The 16,073-nt window shown below is 63.8% G+C and carries 13 protein-coding genes and 1 pseudogene; 12 read left to right on the forward strand and 2 right to left on the reverse strand.

Annotation, left to right across the window (positions count from 1 at the left end):
- The first annotated feature begins 59 nt into the window (after nucleotides 1-59).
- From catA to BME24068_RS19025, 7 genes are all read left to right on the forward strand, one after another.
- Nucleotides 60-995 (forward strand): catechol 1,2-dioxygenase, encoded by a 936-nt coding sequence (gene catA / locus BME24068_RS18995; RefSeq protein ID WP_096507060.1) that lies wholly within the window; start codon nucleotides 60-62, stop codon nucleotides 993-995.
- Between the two features lie 117 nt (nucleotides 996-1,112).
- Nucleotides 1,113-2,471 (forward strand): Rieske 2Fe-2S domain-containing protein, encoded by a 1,359-nt coding sequence (locus BME24068_RS19000; RefSeq protein WP_096507059.1) that lies wholly within the window; start codon nucleotides 1,113-1,115, stop codon nucleotides 2,469-2,471.
- Nucleotides 2,468-2,956, forward strand: a complete 489-nt coding sequence (gene benB, locus BME24068_RS19005; RefSeq protein WP_098553690.1) for a benzoate 1,2-dioxygenase small subunit — start codon at nucleotides 2,468-2,470, stop codon at nucleotides 2,954-2,956. Before BME24068_RS19000 ends, benB begins: the two co-directional genes overlap by 4 nt.
- A 38-nt stretch (nucleotides 2,957-2,994) precedes the next feature.
- A complete protein-coding gene (gene benC / locus BME24068_RS19010; protein WP_174927019.1) occupies nucleotides 2,995-4,017 on the forward strand; it encodes a benzoate 1,2-dioxygenase electron transfer component BenC in 1,023 nt (340 codons plus the stop codon).
- Nucleotides 4,014-4,790 (forward strand): benzoate diol dehydrogenase BenD, encoded by a 777-nt coding sequence (gene benD / locus BME24068_RS19015; protein ID WP_096507056.1) that lies wholly within the window; start codon nucleotides 4,014-4,016, stop codon nucleotides 4,788-4,790. The genes benC and benD overlap by 4 nt, the downstream gene beginning before the upstream one ends.
- A 115-nt stretch (nucleotides 4,791-4,905) precedes the next feature.
- Complete coding sequence (locus BME24068_RS19020) at nucleotides 4,906-5,304, forward strand: RidA family protein (protein ID WP_096507055.1); 399 nt, start codon at nucleotides 4,906-4,908, stop codon at nucleotides 5,302-5,304.
- Nucleotides 5,305-5,382: 78 nt separating this feature from the next.
- Nucleotides 5,383-6,729: an MFS transporter gene (locus BME24068_RS19025; protein WP_174927020.1), complete on the forward strand. Its 1,347-nt coding sequence runs from the start codon at nucleotides 5,383-5,385 to the stop codon at nucleotides 6,727-6,729.
- Nucleotides 6,730-6,756: 27 nt separating this feature from the next.
- On the opposite strand, the gene BME24068_RS19030 is transcribed toward BME24068_RS19025, so the two are convergent.
- Nucleotides 6,757-7,698: a LysR family transcriptional regulator gene (locus tag BME24068_RS19030; protein WP_174927021.1), complete on the reverse strand. Its 942-nt coding sequence runs from the start codon at nucleotides 7,696-7,698 to the stop codon at nucleotides 6,757-6,759.
- 528 nt (nucleotides 7,699-8,226) lie between these two features.
- Between BME24068_RS19030 and BME24068_RS19035 the strand changes: the two genes are divergently transcribed.
- Nucleotides 8,227-9,363: a porin gene (locus BME24068_RS19035; RefSeq protein WP_174927022.1), complete on the forward strand. Its 1,137-nt coding sequence runs from the start codon at nucleotides 8,227-8,229 to the stop codon at nucleotides 9,361-9,363.
- Between the two features lie 118 nt (nucleotides 9,364-9,481).
- On the opposite strand, the pseudogene BME24068_RS19040 reads toward BME24068_RS19035, so the two are convergent.
- A pseudogene (locus BME24068_RS19040) lies at nucleotides 9,482-9,952 on the reverse strand (c-type cytochrome); the annotation flags it as partial.
- 119 nt (nucleotides 9,953-10,071) lie between these two features.
- Here BME24068_RS19040 and BME24068_RS19045 point away from each other — a divergent pair.
- From BME24068_RS19045 to BME24068_RS19060, 4 genes are read left to right on the forward strand one after another with little or no spacing between them, the layout of a single operon-like run.
- Nucleotides 10,072-12,600 (forward strand): type VI secretion system Vgr family protein, encoded by a 2,529-nt coding sequence (locus BME24068_RS19045; protein WP_174927023.1) that lies wholly within the window; start codon nucleotides 10,072-10,074, stop codon nucleotides 12,598-12,600.
- Entirely contained in the window at nucleotides 12,593-14,569 is a 1,977-nt protein-coding gene (locus tag BME24068_RS19050) for a T6SS effector phospholipase Tle3 domain-containing protein (RefSeq protein ID WP_174927024.1), read from the forward strand. Before BME24068_RS19045 ends, BME24068_RS19050 begins: the two co-directional genes overlap by 8 nt.
- Nucleotides 14,559-15,278 carry a T6SS immunity protein Tli3 family protein gene (locus tag BME24068_RS19055; protein ID WP_174927025.1) on the forward strand — a complete coding sequence of 240 codons (720 nt, stop codon included), beginning with the start codon at nucleotides 14,559-14,561 and terminating at the stop codon, nucleotides 15,276-15,278. Before BME24068_RS19050 ends, BME24068_RS19055 begins: the two co-directional genes overlap by 11 nt.
- 59 nt (nucleotides 15,279-15,337) lie before the next feature.
- Entirely contained in the window at nucleotides 15,338-16,066 is a 729-nt protein-coding gene (locus BME24068_RS19060; protein ID WP_174927026.1) for a T6SS immunity protein Tli3 family protein, read from the forward strand.
- Nucleotides 16,067-16,073: the final 7 nt, after the last annotated feature.

A 16,073-nucleotide genomic window follows, 5' to 3' on the forward strand; every position in this document is an offset into this window, starting at 1 on the left:
TTTTCCGACAGCGAACACTCCGGGTCACCTTTCCCCCAAATACACGTGGAGACACCATCATGAGCGTCAAAGTTTTCGATACCAAGGAAGTGCAGGATCTGCTGAAGGCCGCATCGAACGCGGGCGGCGACGGCGGCAACGCGCGCACGCAGCAGGTCGTGCTGCGCCTGCTCGGCGACCTGTTCAAGGCGATCGACGATCTGGACATCACGCCCGACGAAGTGTGGGCCGGCGTGAACTACCTGAACAAGCTCGGCCAGGACGGCGAAGCGGCGCTGCTCGCCGCCGGCCTCGGTCTCGAGAAGTTTCTCGACATCCGGATGGACGCCGAGGACAAAGCGCTCGGCCTCGACGGCGGCACGCCGCGCACGATCGAAGGCCCGCTGTACGTGGCCGGTGCGCCGGTGCGCGACGGCGTCGCGAAGATCGACCTCGACGCGGACGACGGCGCAGGCCCGCTCGTGATCCACGGCACGGTGACCGGTGTCGACGGCAAGCCGGTGGCCGGCGCGCTGGTCGAATGCTGGCACGCGAACTCGCACGGCTTCTATTCGCACTTCGACCCGACCGGCAAGCAGAGCGATTTCAACCTGCGCGGCGCGGTGAAGACGGGCGCGGACGGCAAGTACGAATTCCGCACGCTGATGCCGGTCGGCTACGGCTGCCCGCCGCAGGGCGCGACGCAGCAGCTGCTCGACGGCCTCGGCCGCCACGGCAACCGCCCGGCGCACGTGCACTTCTTCGTGACCAGCGACGGCCACCGCAAGCTGACGACGCAGTTCAACATCGACGGCGACCCGCTGATCTGGGATGACTTCGCGTATGCGACGCGCGAAGAGCTGATCCCGCCCGTCACCGACAAGACCGGCGGCGCCGCGCTCGGCATGAAGGCCGATGCGTACCAGGACATCGCGTTCGACTTCGTCCTGACGCCGCGCGTCCAGGGCAAGGACAACCAGATCGTCGAACGCCTGCGCGCTTCCGCCGCGGCATAACCGCCCGACGGCGCGGCGGCGCGGATGCGCCGCCGCCATGCCGGACCCCCGCGAGATTCAATCGATACCGATGCGAGCGTGCTTGCAGGAGCCGGCACGCGCGCAGGAGGAACCAACATGTCCGCCACGATCGACCACACCACCGAACTGGACCACCTGCTCGCGACCGCCGTGCAGGACGACAAGGAAGCCGGCGTCTTCCGCTGCCGCCGCGACATCTTCACGAACGAGGAACTGTACGAGCTCGAGCTGAAGCACATCTTCGAGAGCAACTGGGTCTACCTCGCGCACGAAAGCCAGATTCCGAACAACAACGACTACTACACGACGTGGATCGGCCGCCAGCCGGTCGTCATCACGCGTGACAAGACGGGCGAGCTGCACGCGGTGATCAATGCATGCGCGCACAAGGGCGCGATGCTGTGCCGCCGCAAGCACGGCAACAAGGGCAGCTTCACGTGCCCGTTCCACGGCTGGACCTTCTCGAACACCGGCAAGCTGCTGAAGGTGAAGGACGAGAAGACGACCGAGTATCCGGTGCAGTTCAACACGCACGGCTCGCACGACCTGAAGAAGGTCGCTCGCTTCGAGAACTATCGCGGCTTCCTGTTCGGCAGCCTCAGCGCCGACGTGCTGCCGCTGGAAGACTACCTCGGCGAAGCGCGCGTGATCATCGACCAGATCGTCGACCAGGCGCCGGACGGCCTCGAAGTGCTGCGCGGCAATTCCTCCTACATCTACGAAGGCAACTGGAAGATGCAGATGGAGAACGGCTGCGACGGCTATCACGTCAGCACCGTGCACTGGAACTACGCGGCGACGATGGGCCGCCGCAAGGAAGACGGCACCAAGGCGGTCGACGCGAACAGCTGGAGCAAGTCGGTCGCGGGCGTGTACGGCTTCGACAACGGCCACATCCTGCTGTGGACCCAGACGATGAACCCGGAAGTGCGGCCCGTGTACCAGCACCGCGACGAGATCAAGGCGCGCGTGGGCGACGTGCAGGCCGACTTCATCGTGAACCAGACGCGCAACCTGTGCGTGTACCCGAACGTGTTCCTGATGGACCAGTTCAGCACGCAGATCCGCGTGGTGCGTCCGCTCGGCGTCGACAGGACCGAAGTCAGCATCTTCTGCTTCGCGCCGAAGGGCGAGAGCGAGGCCGACCGCACGACGCGGATTCGCCAGTACGAAGACTTCTTCAACGTGACCGGCATGGGCACGGCCGACGACCTCGAGGAATTCCGCGCATGCCAGGCCGGTTACGCGGGCATCACGGCGATGTGGAACGACCTGTCGCGCGGCGCGCCGCTGTGGATCGACGGGCCGGACGAGAACGCGAAGAAGATGGGGCTGAACCCGCGCATCTCGGGCGAGCGAAGCGAGGACGAAGGGCTGTTCGTGTGCCAGCACGAACACTGGGTGCACGTGATGCGCGATGCGCTGAAGAAGGAACGCGGGGAGGCCGCAGCATGAACATCGATTACCGGACCATCTGCGCGACGCTGTATCGCGAAGCGCGCCTGCTCGACGACCGCGAGTGGGACGCGTGGCTGACCTGCTACACGGAAGACGTCACGTACTGGATGCCCGCGTGGGACGACGACGACCGGCCGACCGACGATCCGCAAAGCCAGATCTCGCTGATGTACTACGCGGATCGCGGCGGCCTGGAGGATCGCGTGTTCCGGATCAAGACCGAGCGCAGCGGCGCATCGACGCCCGAGCCGCGCACCAGCCACAACGTGACGAACGTCGAGGTGCTGGCCGAGCGCGACGGCGAGGTGGACGTGCGCTACAACTTCGACACGCTGAACCACCGCTACCGCGTGACCGATCACTACTTCGGCACGATGTTCGTCACGCTGCGCCAGGTGGGCGACGCGCTGCTGATCTCGAACAAGAAGATCGTGCTGAAGAACGACTACATCCGTCAGGTGCTCGACGTGTACCACGTCTGACGCCGATTGTTTCGACCGTAACACAGGGAGACGATGTCATGTCCACCTACAAGATTGCACTGAACTTCGAGGACGGGGTCACCCGCTTCATCGACTGCAAGGCCGGCGAGAAGGTGCTCGACGCCGCGTTCCGCGCGAAGATCAACCTGCCGATGGACTGCTCCGACGGCGTGTGCGGCACTTGCAAGTGCCGCGCGGAAAGCGGCAGCTACGACCTCGGCGACGACTACATCGACGACGCGCTCACCGAGGACGAGAAGGACGGCGGCCTCGTGCTGACCTGCCAGATGGTGCCGCAAAGCGATTGCGTGATCGCGATCCCGACGTCGTCGGTCGCATGCAAGACCGGTCACAGCGCGTTTGCCGCGACCGTCACGAAGGTCGAGCAGCACAACGATGCGGCGATCGTGCTCGAACTCGACGTCGGCGCGGCGGCGCCCGTGTTCCTGCCGGGCCAGTACGTGAACATCGGCGTGCCGGGCAGCGGCCAGCACCGCTCGTATTCGTTCTCGTCCGCGCCGGGCGACGCGAAGGTCGGCTTCCTGATCAAGAAGATCCCCGGCGGCGTGATGAGCACGTGGCTCGAATCGGCGAAGCCGGGCGACACGCTCGAGCTGACCGGGCCGCTCGGCAGCTTCTACCTGCGCGACGTGCAGCGCCCGCTCTTGTTCCTCGCCGGCGGCACGGGCCTCGCGCCGTTCCTGTCGATGCTCGAGGTGCTTGCGCGCAGCGGTTCGCAGCAGAAGGTGCACCTGATCTACGGCGTGACGCGCGATCTCGATCTGGTGCTGGTCGACGCGATCGAAGCGTATGCGGCGAAGCTGCCGAACTTCAGCTTCTCGACGGTCGTCGCCGATGCGGCGTCGAGCCATCCGCGCAAGGGCTGGGTCACGCAGCACATGCCGGCCGACGCGCTGAACGACGGCGACGTGGACGTCTATCTGTGCGGTCCGCCTCCGATGGTCGACGCGGTGCGCCAGTACTTCGACGACGCAGGCGTGAAGCCCAACAGCTTCCACTACGAGAAGTTCACCCCGAACGTCACGGCAAAGGCGGCATGACCATGCAACGATTCTCCGGAAAGGTCGTCGTCGTGACCGGCGCGGCGCAGGGCATCGGCCGCGGCGTCGCGCTGCGCGCGGCGGCCGAGGGCGGCAAGGTGCTGTTCGTCGATCGCGCGGATTTCGTGGCCGAGGTCGCGGCCGAAGCGGGCGGCGGCAACACGGCCGGCTTCGTCGCGGATCTCGAGACGTACGACGGCGCGCGCGCGGCGATGGCGTGCGCGGTCGACACGTTCGGCGGCATCGACGTGCTGATCAACGGCGTCGGCGGCGCGATCCGGATGCGGCCGTTCGCCGAATTCGAGCCGGCGCAGATCGACGCGGAAATCCGCCGCTCGCTGATGCCGACGCTCTATAGCTGCCACGCGGTGCTGCCGCATCTGCTCGCGCGCGGCGGCGGCACGATCGTGAACGTGTCGTCGAACGCGACGCGCGGCATTCGCCGCGTGCCGTATTCGGCCGCGAAGGGCGGCGTCAATGCGCTGACCTCCGCGCTGGCGATGGAATACGCGGAGCACAACATTCGCGTCGTCGCGACGGCGCCCGGCGGCACGCAAGCGCCGCCGCGCCGCGTGCCGCGCAATGCGGACGGCGACAACGCGCAGGAACAGGCATGGATGGCCGAAGCGGTGCGGCAGGTGACCGATTCGACGTTCTTCAAGCGCTACGGCACGCTCGACGAACAGATCGCGCCGATCCTGTTCCTCGCGTCGGACGAAGCGGGCTACATCACCGGCACGGTGCTGCCGGTCGCGGGCGGCGATACGGGCTGAACGGCGGCGGCTTGCCGAACCCGGGCTGCAACGTGCATGCGCCGCAGCCGCGCGTGCACGCCATTCGATCACGACATGAACGGCCGACGCCGACACGCCGGCCACGGAGATACACATGCACAAGCGCGAAGCCATCATTCCGGCCGGAATGGAAGCCGTGTACGAAAAAATCGGCTATGCGCCGGCGATCAAGGTTGGCGACACCGTGTACGTATCCGGCCAGATCGGCCGCGATGCCGCGATGCAGCTGGTGGCGGATCGCGAAGCGCAGATCGTGCAGGCGTTCGAGAACCTCAAGCGCGTGCTGGAGGCGGGCGGCGCGACGCTCGACGACGTGGTCGACCTGACGACCTTCCATACCGACATGCGCGACCTGCCGCTGTTCATGCAGGTGCGCGACCGCTATTTGCACGCGCATCCGAAGCCGGCCTGGACGGCCGTCGGCGCGCACATGCTCGGCGGATCGCCCGGCTATATCGTGGAAATCAAGGCGGTAGCGGTGCTCGCGGGCTGATACCCGGCGCTGGAAATTCGTACTTCAAAACGATAAACGGATCGACCCGCGCCAGCGGGCCGGTCCTGGAGACGCTTCATGACCCCTTCATCCGTTCGCTCGATTCCCGCGCTGATCGACGATGCGCCGCTCGGCGCATTCCAGATCCGCGTCCTCGCGCTGTGCGTGCTGATCGCGCTGCTCGACGGCTTCGACACGCAGGCGATCGCGTTTACCGGCCCGGCGATCCTCGCCGCGTTCCGGCTGCCGGCCGGCGCGCTCGCCCCGATCCTGACCGCCGGCATCGTCGGGATGACGATCGGCGCGATGACGCTCGGCCTCGTCGGCGACCGGATCGGCCGCCGGCCCGCGCTCATGATCGGCCTTGCGCTGTTCGGCACCGCGACGCTGGCCACGTCGTGGGCCGGCGACCCGCGGTACATCCTCGCGCTGCGCTTCGTGGCCGGGCTCGGGATGGGCGGCTGCACGCCGGTGCTGCTCGCGCTCGCGGCCGAATACTGTCCGGCCCGCCTGCGCGGCGCGGTGATGACCGGCGTGCTGCTCGGCCTGCCTGCCGGCGCGATGCTCGGCGGGCTGCTCGCCGCGCGCATGCTGCCGGTGATCGGCTGGTCGGGGATTTTCGTGGTGGGCGGCGCGGTGCCGCTCGCGGTGCTCGGCCTCGTCGCGCTGCTGTTGCCCGAATCGCTGTTCTACCTGGCCTCGCGCGGCGACGCACGCGCGCAGCAGCGGGTGCATGCGACGCTGTCGAAGATCGTCACGCAGCCGTTGCCGGCCGACGCGCGCCTGAGCGTGCCCGACGAAGCGACGGCGAAGGCGAGCGTCGCCGCGTTGTTTCGCGGCGGCTATGCGGGCAAGACGCTCGCGATCTGGGCGATCTACCTGCTGAACTGGATTGCATGGTTCATGCTGCTGTCGTGGCTGCCGACCGTGCTGAAGGCGGCCGGCCTGACCGCGCAGCAGGCGCCGGTCGGCACCGTGATCGTCAATGCGGTGTTCATCGTCTGCGCGATTCCGCTGTCGATCGTGCTGCCGCGCGTGAATACGCGCAACCTGCTCGGCGCGATGTTCGCGTTCGGCATCGCGATCGCGATCGGCCTCGGCTACGCCGGCACGAACTGGGCGCTCGTGTTCGCGCTCGTCGGCGCCGCAGGGTTCGGGATCGGCGGGCAGCAGATCGCGCTGAACTACCTGATCGTCGGCGCGTATCCGACCGCGCTGCGCGCGACCGCGACCGGCTGGGCGATCGGAATGGGCCGCGCCGGCGCGATCGCGGGCTCCGCCGTGGGCGGCACGTTCCTGTCGTGGGGCGGGCCGTCCGGGTTCTTTCTCGCGCTGGCCGTGCCGCTCGCGCTCGCCGCGCTGGCCGTGTTCAGCCTGCGCGTGGACCGCGCGGACGCCGAAGTCGCATCGGCCATCCAGCACTGAGCGTGCGCGGCAGGCGATCCGGGCCGCTCAGTCCTGCGCGGCCGGATCGTCGCGTTCCGCGGAAGGCGGCAGGTACGTCATGCCTTCCTCGTCGTACAGCGCGTAGACGAGGTTCAGCATGCGCTCGATGTCTTCGGATGCATCGAGCCGGCGCATGCTCATGATGATCGGCGACACGAGCCGCGGATCGTCGAGGTCGTGGTAAGAGATGTCGTCGCGTTTGAGCCCGTGCACGCTTTTCGGCACGATCGACACGCCTTCGCCGGCCGCGACGAGCCCGAGCGCGATCTGCAGCTCGCGGGTTTCCAGCACGCGCGCCGGCTTCAGCGCACGATCGTGGAAGGCCGACAGCACCTGGTCCGCATAGCTCGGGCGCGGCGTTTTCGGAAACACGATCAGCGTTTCGTTGAGCAGGTCGTGCAGCGACAGCGGCGTAGTGACCGTGCTCAGCCGATGGTCGAGCGGCAGCGCCGCGATCATCGGCTCCTCGCGCAGCACGACGCGGCGCACGTTCGGATCGTTGAGACGGATGCGCCCGAAGCCGACGTCGATGCGGCCTTCCTTCAGCGCCTTGATCTGGTCCATCGTCCACATCTCGTGCAGGCTGAGCTCGACTTCCGCATGCTGCTGGCGATAGCGGCGAATGACTTTCGGCAGCATCCCGTAGAGCGTCGAGCCGACGAACCCGACCGACAGGCTGCGCTCGATCTTGCCGACGCGGCGCGTCATCGATTCGAGCTCGGCCGTCTGCGCGAGCAGCTGCACCGCATGCTGATGAAAGAAGCGGCCCGCCTCGGTGAGCTTCAGCGGTCGCGAATTGCGCTCGAACAGCACGATGCCGAGGATCTCTTCCAGTTGCTGGATCTGCCGGCTCAGCGGCGGCTGCGCGATATGCAGCCGTTGTGCGGCGCGCGTGAAGCTGCGTTCTTCGGCGACCGCAACGAAATAGCGCAGATGGCGTAGCTCCATGGTCCTTGCCGTCGAGTGGGGGGATGCGAAGCCCGAGCCGGAGCCGGACACGGCCGAGTGAGGATATCGAGAGGCCGGGAGAAGAGTTAGTGCTCCGTATTTTACTTGAGCTTCTTCTTTCGCGTGACGGATTTATGCGATCGGGACGCATCGTATCGCGGGTCCGCATTGCACCAAAGCAGGGCGAATCGCGCATGCATACCTCGCAGATATCAACCGATACCCAATCGGTGTTGGACGCGTTTTTTTGCGGCCGATAGTATCGACTCAAACAGTTGCAACCCGAAGAACGGAAACCATGCAACAAGGAGACATCCCCCGATCACATTCCTCGCCCGCCGGCATGGCGCGCAGCGCGCGTCGTTCCCGGTCCAGTCGTGCCTTTCGGACAATCGTGCCCGCGTTTCGGATCGACGGCCATCCGCCGTCATCGGATCGAATCGCCGGGAAATAAACCGATCCGATTTATCTCGATCAATTAGTCATACGTAGTAATCGGAAGCATTCATATTCAGGTTTGGAGACAGCATGAGATTTCAGCATCTCGTTGGCGGAGCTTTGCTCGGATTCGCGACGACCGGTTTTGCACAAAGCAGCGTGACGTTGTACGGCGTGCTGGATACGGGCGTCGAATACGTGTCGCATGCGAACGCCGACGGCAAGGGCATCGTGCGGATGCCGTCGATCACCGGCGAGTTGCCGTCGCGCTGGGGGCTGCGCGGTTCCGAGGATCTCGGCGGCGGCTACAAGGCGGTGTTCGCGCTCGAAAGCGGCTTCAACGTCGGCAACGGCACGATGGGGCAGGGCACGCGCCTGTTCGGCCGGCAAAGCTGGGTGGGGATCGAAAGCCCGTACGGCACGCTGTCGTTCGGCCGCCAGTACACGATGACGTACTACGCGGTGCTCGATTCGGACCTGCTCGGCCCGAACATCTACGGGCTGCCGTCGCTCGATGCGTACATTCCGAACGGCCGCGCCGACAACGCCGTCGCGTGGCGCGGCAAGTTCGGCGGCTTCACGGCCGGCGCGATGTATTCGTTCGGCCGCGATTCGGCCGGCACCGGCAACTCGCCGGGGCAGGGCACCTGCGCGGGCCCGACGCCCGGCGACACGACCGTGTGCCGGCTGTGGTCCGCGATGCTGAAGTACGACTCGACGGCGTTCGGCGTGGCCGCGTCGTACGAAGAGCAACGCGGCGGCAGCGACACCGCAGCCGCGAACTTCTTCGACGGCGTCAAGCCGTTGCCGCTCTCCGCGAGCGGCGACAAGGACGATCGCGCGCAGGTCAACGGCTACGTCAACGCGTTCGGCATGAAGTTCGGCGGGGGCTGGATCGGCCGCTGGGTCGATACCGATGCGTCGGGCGGCCCGAACCTGCACTCGAACCTGTTCTACCTCACCGCGAACTACTACGTGACGCCCGCGTTCCTCGTCGATACCGGCGTCTATCACGTGACCGTGTCCGGCCAGGACGCGCGCGCGACGCTGGGCGTGCTGCGCGGCACCTACTTCCTGTCGAAGCAGACCGCCGTGTATCTGCAGGGCGCGTATCTCGCGAACAGCGCGCATGCGGCGTTCTCGGTCAGCGCCGGCGGCGGCGGCACGACGCCCGCGCCGGGGCAGAACCAGGTCGGCGTGATGGCCGGGATCCGGCACATGTTCTGAGCACGCGGTCGCGGGCGGCGCACGAACCGCCCGCGACGCGATGCGATGCACGCGGCTGTCGTGCGTGCGGACGCGGTTCGATAGACGCGCGACGCGATATGCGCGGCGGCCTCGCTCTTCAGCGATGTAGCGCCGCGCGCAACCGCCTCACATCCTGCTCCGATACCGGCGCGGCCCGATTCCCCCGCGCGCCGCGGACGTAGCTGACCACCGCCGCGATCTCGCTGCTGGTGAGCGCGCCGCGCATCGCCGGCATCCGCTGCACGGGCCCGTGCGTGCCGGGCGCCGGCCGCGCGCCTTCGACGACGATCCGGATCGCGCTCGTCGGGTCGGCCGCGAGCACGGCCGAATTGCCCGCGAGCGGCGGCCCGTGATCGGGCACGCCGTTGCCTTGCGCACCGTGGCAGCGCGCGCAGAAGCCTGCATACACGCCGGCCCCCGGCGCCTGCTGGCCGCCTTCCGGGCGCGGCCCGGCGGGCGTCGAGCGCGCGCCGCCGACACCCAGCGGGTTGGTCGCCGCAGTCGGTTGCGAAGGCAACGATTTCAGGCAGGCCGCGATCGCATGGCGGTCGGCGTCGGTGAGCAGCGCGAACCGCAAGTGTTGACGGAAAATAGCATTCTCGACAAATTCGGACTCGTCTAATTGTTGTCTTGACTCCGGCCAATTAATGTCCAGCGGGGTATCCGCCGACATTTTGGGAGGGGCTATTGGCAACGAGCACGGTTATTTACGACGCACCCGCGCGCGCGGGCGTCAACATCCATCAGTTCTACAGCCTCGACATCAAGGGCAATCCCGCTGCCACGCTCGCGGACATCTACGAGTTCGAGGGCGCGCACGGGATCGGTGAGCCGACAAAGTACACAATCCGGTTCACTCATCCCCGGCATGACCTGTCGCGCGGCGAATTTCTGAACAGAATCGGCACGTTGGTGATCCAGCCCCCGCCGCGCGACCGTTGGAGTCAGCCGGAAGACGCGCGGCGCGTGCAAGGTGTCGTGACGGGGTTCGCGCTCAAGGATACCCATCGCGATCAATCCCTCTACGAGATTGTGCTGGAGTCCCGGCTGGCGTTGCTGCGTCAGGCGCCAAAATGCCGGTTCTTCCTCGACATGACCGTTCGCGAGATCATCGAGCAGATTCTCCGGGAACACGCGTTCAACAAGATTTTTGCCGGCTTTGAATTCGCGCTGCACCGTACCTACCGCAAACGCAGCTTCGTGATGCAGTGGGGTGAGGACGACCTGGCGTTCATCACAAGACTGTGCCGCCGCTCGGGCATCTGGTTCGTATGCGAAGCGGGCGAGCGTTGCGAACGGGTACGCTTTGGCGACGACTATGCGCACTACCGGCGCGATCCCGAGCGCCTGACGGTCGCCTACCGGCCGCGCAGCGGGCTGGAATCCAGCGGCCTCGAATCCGTCAGCGCACTGCAAATGACCGCAAGGACGCTGCCGGAGACTTATACGGTGCGCACGTTCAGTACGGAGGCGCAGCTTTCCGAACCGATCGAGGCAATCAGCCCGATCCGTGAGGACCGCACAACATATGGTGACGCATATACGTGGGGGACGCCGAACCAGAGCCAGGACGAAGCGAACGAGGAAGCGCAACTACGGCGCGAAGCGGCGCTGGCCGAACAGATCGAGTATCGCGGCGAGTGCGACATGCTCGATCTCACGGCTGGTTCCATATTGAAGCTGTCGAACAGGGCATTGCCCGATGCGAAGCATGGGTTGCTGGTGGTCCGGATGGTGTGTCGGGCGTCGCGCAAGCAGGCGTATCACGTGACGTTCGACGCGATACCGTCCGACCGTCAATACCGGCTGCCGTTGAAGACGGAAACGTGGCCGAAGATTCACGGCGTTATCACGGGGACCATCGCGTCGTCGGGTGGCTGGAAAGACCCATACCTGGACGGTCAGGGTGAATATATCGTTCACCTTCATCTGGACCGCGACACGCGGATGCCCGGTCTGCGAAGTTGCCCGATGCGTCTTGCCAAGCCATTCGCGGGGCCGAATCAAACGGGCTTTCATTTCGGGCTGGTCGAGGGCACCGTCGTTGGCGTCAGCTTCCTGTGGGGCTGCGTCGATTTGCCGTTCATCAGCCACGTGCTCCATACCGCGCAGCACACGGACCCGATCATCTCGGGCGTTCCGTGGGGCACGCGCAATACCCTGCGGACCCGTTCGAACAACACGCTGGAGATGGACGATCGGGATGGTCGCGAACACATCAAGCTGGCGACGGAGCATGGCAAGACGCAGCTGAATCTCGGTCACACGGTGGACCGCGACCAAAAGCCGCGTGGCGAAGGCTTCGAACTGCGCACTGACAATCGCGGACACGTGCGCGCGGGTGGCGGCATATTGATATCGGCCGACCGGCAGGAGAAGGCGCGGGGCGAACAGACCGACATGCGTTCCGCGACCGACCAGTTCCAGCTTACGCAAGCGCATGCGCAGGGGTTGGCAGAGGCTGCGGCGGTGGCGAAAGCCGAGATCGCGGATCTGCGGGCAGAAAACGCGTGGCTCAAAGACGAACTGGCGGGCCTGAAAAAGTCGGTAATCGCGTTGTCCGCGCCGGCCGGCATTGGCCTGGCGACACCCGACCGCGTGATGGTGTCGGCCGGCAAGGACGTGAGCGTCGCCACGTCGTCGCGATTCAACGTGAATGCGATTCGACATGTCGCCATCGCCGCCGGCGACGTGTTGTCGCTGTTCGCGAACAGGATGGGCATTCGTCTGTTCGCCGCACGCGGCAAGGTCCGGATTCAGGCGCAGTCGGACGCGATGGAACTGGTGGCACGGCAGAACATGCAATTGAGCAGCGCGGCGGGCACGCTGACGGCGAACGCGGCCAATGGCGTTGTGCTCAGTGGCGGCGGCACGGCTTACGTCAAGGTGCAGGGCGATAACGTCGAGATCGGCGGTGCGGGGCGCCTGATTCTGAAGATCGTCGAGATTCAGAAGGAAGGTCCGGGCGCGCTGTCGCTGCCATTGCCGAAGTTCGATCAAAGCAACGTCACGAATGACGAGCGGTTCATCCTGAGCGACGACGTGACCGGCCGGCCCATGAAGAGCAAGCCGTACAAGATCCAGCTGGCGGACGGCCGAATCGTGGAGGGCGTGACGAGCGCGAAGGGCGAAACGTCATTGACGCCGAACGACATTGCACAGGGCATCAAGCTGATGCTGTCGAAGAACAACAACGGAGCTCGAGCAAATGGATGATTCAGTTGATCGGTCGGGTGATACGGCGAACACGCCGACCGAAACCCAGCCAAAGCGCTATCGGCATGAAGATGCAACCCGCATCGTGCCGATGCAGCGCGATCACCTCGGCCGTCCGTTTTGGGAGTCGTACCTGACGCCAACGGGCTATCAGGTGCGCGCCGAGGCGCGGATTCCCCCGCATCTGCCCGGTGTCATTATCTTCGTGCATGGCGTGAACTCCGAGGGGGAGTGGTATGACGCGGCGGAGCAGGCGCTTTGTGCTGGATTGAACGATCGGCTTAACCGACACAGCGAAGCAACGAAGCTAAAAGCGAACGCGTATATCACTAAAGACTCCGATGATCGTCCCATTCCACGTCGGATCGATCTCGATAAACGTGGACGTTCACCGGTGATCCGCTTCTTTTGGGGCTACCGAGCGCAAAAAGGCAAGGAGAAAAATTGGCGAATCGCATTGCGCGATCAGCAGGGCTCCGATTATTGGGCGCCTGAATGTACGCCACACAAGGTCGAGGATCATCGCCAAAACACGCCGTGGTATTGGGGCGGTGGGCCTTTCCAGAACGGCACGAACAACCTGCAGCAGCTGTGGAGTGAAAAAGGCTTCACGCGCACGATCTACGGCTTCGACCTGCAACGGCTCAACACGGAAGTGGAGCGGCAGTTGCAGGATGCGCCGCCGCGCGACTACTACGCGCACGCCGCGCAGCGCCTGGCGAACCTGATTGACGAAATTCGGACCCAGTGCCCACGCGATACGGTGACGGTGATGTCGCACAGTCAGGGCACCATGATTGCAATGGCGGCCACTGCCTTGTGCAAGACTCGCGCGCCCGATGCATTGTTCGTGATGAATTCGCCGTTTGCGGTGGATGACAAGGCCACGGACGCGCTGACGTGCGGGAGTGAGCGACCGACTGCGCAGGCGCGCGTCAACACGTTCCGCCGGATCGCGAATCGCATCAAGCGGGACAAGCGCGTCTACACCGAAGAAATGATGGAGCAATTGCACGTCGGTGCAACCCAGGACATGAATTTCTGGCGGCCGGATTTGAAGCTGCATTACGGCATGCCGGAGCGCGACAATCACGGCCGGTTATACGTCTATTTCACGCCGCATGATCGGGTGATGGGCATCACGTCGCTGCAGAGCATTGGCTGGCAAGGCATCGGCGATGAACTGCTGACGGAACTGGGCGATACCGTCAAGCAGCGGATGCTGGCGCGTGAAACGGCGGTGGGGGATGAACCAGGCGTTCGGCGGTTCGGCACACTGCCGCCGACCCCGGAGGAGAAGTTGGTCCCCGGTGCGAAAGCGACGGACTTCTGGAACGGCAATCGTGGACCGGCTGCAGGGGTGTTCGGTTTGACAAATCTATGGACTGTGCCGAAGCCCAACCAGACCGTCACGATCAATGCCGAGCAGGTACCGAATCCGCTGACGGCGGAGGAGATGGAGGGTTTTGAAGAGTCACGCAAGATTGCTCCAGCATGGGGGCAGTTTGATGTCGATCCCACTGACCCAAACAAGGGAAAATATCTAGATCCCTCTTTCCCCAACTTTGCCTCGATGTATGAACGAGAAGAATACAAAACACGCGAAGACGTGTATGCCAACAGCGGGCGCACGCGTTCACTCGAAACACAAGAGGAACTCCAGGAGCGGATCAACAATTACCGTCCCGAGCCGACCAATCACAGCACGCTGCCGTCGCATGCCGAATTCATGAAACGCGTCGTGGCCTGGGACTTGCCGATTGGTTTTTGTGATGCTGCCGAGGACTGGGATTTCTGGGCTCGCCTGATTAAGAAAGCTGACTGGACGCAAGGCTACGATCCGTACTTTACGGATGGGGTTCTCAAGACTGTCGAAAAGCCAGACGTGATCGACTGGAGGACGGTTGCGGAAGAAAAGAGCCGCGCCGACGCTAAACGCATCGAATGGGGAAATTCTAATGGTGCGTAACCTCGTTATTGTCGCGCTGATGCTGCTGATGCAGGCCTGTAGTGCACAGCGTCCGTATTCATTCAGTCTCGCGGACTTTCTGAGCGCCAAGGAACTGCCTTACGACTCGCCACCCCAAGTCATTTACCGGCTTGACGATCACCGTTTCGTGACGCTGGAGCGGTATCGTGATTGCCATCATGGTGAATCGTTTTATAACGATACTAAGGCGAGAATTCGCATGAGAATCGGAGTTGGACGGATCGAGAATTTTCAAGGGCGATTGATAAATTCGGATCCGACTGGAATTAATATAGTGCTGCCCCTATCGTATCCACATCCAATCTCATGTGGCGACCGGGGCTGTACCGTACCCCTACTGTACTCGTCCGATGGCGGAATCACTTTCCATCTCTTGACCTACATGCCTCATAGCTTCAGGCCATTCGAGGATTCGAAGCGATATACGATTGCAGCAACGAAAGAAAAACTGTTTGTCGCTCAAGTCGATTATGGTGACGAAGACGGCGATCCTTACGTGAAAGAATATCCGTTGCTTCCGAATATCGATTTGAGCAAGCCATATCCTCCGGGCGTACGCAGTTCCACATTTATGGCGTCGAAGAGACCTGGCCTTCTTTCGAAGCTTCGCACGCCCTCCGGCCAAGACCGCATCACGTGCGACGCGTCAATCAAGCCGACCAATCCAGATGCGCCACTGGTGCGCTAATACGCGTGGCCGTTCTGTAAGAGACAAGATCATGAAAAATCCGATCTGGGGAAATTCCAATGGTGCGTAACCTCGTTATTTTCGTGCTGATGCTGCTGATGCTGCTGATGCAGGCCTGTAGTGCGCAGCGTCCGTATTCATTCAATCTCGCAGATTTTCTGAGCGCCAAGGAACTGCCTTACGATTCGCCGCCCCAAGTCATTTACCGGCTAGACGATCACCGGTTCGTGACGCTGGAGCGGTATCGTGATTGCTATCACGGCGAGACGTTCTATAACGATACGAAAGCCGGTATCCGTAGGAAGCTTGGACGGGGAACCGTCGAGAATTTCCAGGGGAGGGTCATTAATGCTGATCCGACCGGAATGAATCTCGCGTTTCCATCCGCAGTCGCACCCTATACAGTTTGTGGCGACCGAGGATGCAACCCCGTCATGGCGTACTCAACGGATGGCGGCAACACGTTTCATGGAATGGTGTATGCGAGGTACATCTATAAACCATTCGAGGATTCGAAGCGATATACGATTGCAGCAACGAAAGACAAGCTGTTTGTCGCTCAAGTCGATTATGGTGACGAAGACGGCGATCCTTACGTAAAAGAATATCCGTTGCTTCCGAATATCGATTTGAGCAAGCCATATCCTCCGGGCATACGCAGTTCCACATTTATGGCGTCGAAGAGACCTGGCCTTCTTTCGAAGCTTCGCACGCCCTCCGGCCAAGACCGCATCACATGCGACGCATCAATCAAACCGACCAATCCAGATGCGCCACTGGTGCGCTAACGCGCAT

Origin of the sequence: Burkholderia anthina (genome assembly GCF_902498995.1) — a bacterium.
GTDB classification, from domain to species: Bacteria; Pseudomonadota; Gammaproteobacteria; order Burkholderiales; family Burkholderiaceae; genus Burkholderia; species Burkholderia anthina.

What these genes read in the sequence shown, in the direction of transcription:
- BME24068_RS19055 (WP_174927025.1), top strand. Translation starts at nt 14,559, where the DNA reads ATGGTGCGTAACCTCGTTATTGTCGCGCTGATGCTGCTGATGCAGGCC.
- BME24068_RS19060 (WP_174927026.1), top strand. Translation starts at nt 15,338, where the DNA reads ATGGTGCGTAACCTCGTTATTTTCGTGCTGATGCTGCTGATGCTGCTG.
- benD (WP_096507056.1), top strand. Translation starts at nt 4,014, where the DNA reads ATGACCATGCAACGATTCTCCGGAAAGGTCGTCGTCGTGACCGGCGCG.
- BME24068_RS19050 (WP_174927024.1), top strand. Translation starts at nt 12,593, where the DNA reads ATGGATGATTCAGTTGATCGGTCGGGTGATACGGCGAACACGCCGACC.
- BME24068_RS19025 (WP_174927020.1), top strand. Translation starts at nt 5,383, where the DNA reads ATGACCCCTTCATCCGTTCGCTCGATTCCCGCGCTGATCGACGATGCG.
- benC (WP_174927019.1), top strand. Translation starts at nt 2,995, where the DNA reads ATGTCCACCTACAAGATTGCACTGAACTTCGAGGACGGGGTCACCCGC.
- BME24068_RS19000 (WP_096507059.1), top strand. Translation starts at nt 1,113, where the DNA reads ATGTCCGCCACGATCGACCACACCACCGAACTGGACCACCTGCTCGCG.
- catA (WP_096507060.1), top strand. Translation starts at nt 60, where the DNA reads ATGAGCGTCAAAGTTTTCGATACCAAGGAAGTGCAGGATCTGCTGAAG.
- benB (WP_098553690.1), top strand. Translation starts at nt 2,468, where the DNA reads ATGAACATCGATTACCGGACCATCTGCGCGACGCTGTATCGCGAAGCG.
- BME24068_RS19020 (WP_096507055.1), top strand. Translation starts at nt 4,906, where the DNA reads ATGCACAAGCGCGAAGCCATCATTCCGGCCGGAATGGAAGCCGTGTAC.
- BME24068_RS19035 (WP_174927022.1), top strand. Translation starts at nt 8,227, where the DNA reads ATGAGATTTCAGCATCTCGTTGGCGGAGCTTTGCTCGGATTCGCGACG.
- BME24068_RS19030 (WP_174927021.1), bottom strand. Translation starts at nt 7,698, where the DNA reads ATGGAGCTACGCCATCTGCGCTATTTCGTTGCGGTCGCCGAAGAACGC.